Annotated in this window: 1 protein-coding gene; it reads left to right on the forward strand. The window is 53.0% G+C overall.

Annotated elements, in window-relative coordinates:
* Positions 1–432 (forward strand): DegT/DnrJ/EryC1/StrS family aminotransferase (locus ACTD9P_RS30050; RefSeq protein WP_438870487.1); only part of this gene is annotated, 432 nt, incomplete at both ends.

The raw sequence follows: 432 nt of genomic DNA on the forward strand, positions 1-432 counted from the left end.
GCGCAAAAAAATGGTGCAAAAAAGATCAGCTTTTCTTCCCTATTCATTGCCCATGATCGGGAAGGACGAAATTCAGGAGGTTATTGATACGCTTGAATCGGGCTGGCTTTCAAAGGGACCGAAAGTAGAGGCGTTTGAAAAAGCCTTTGCCGCCTGGACGGGGGCAAAGCACGCGATCGCGCTGAACTCATGTACCGCCGCTTTGTTTTTGGCCCTGAAAGCGAAAGGGATCGGTCCCGGCGACGAGGTCATCACGTCTGCCGTGACGTTCAGTTCAACAGCCAATACAATCGAGCACACAGGCGCCGTTCCGGTGTTTGCTGACATCGATCCGCTTACGCTGAATGCAGACCCTGAAAAAATTGAGGCGGCCGTCACCCCGCGGACAAAAGCGATTGTACCCGTTCATTTCGCCGGCCAGTCGTGTGATAT

The organism is Pseudomonas onubensis, from assembly GCF_965653655.1.
In the GTDB taxonomy this organism is placed as follows: domain Bacteria; phylum Pseudomonadota; class Gammaproteobacteria; order Pseudomonadales; family Pseudomonadaceae; genus Aquipseudomonas.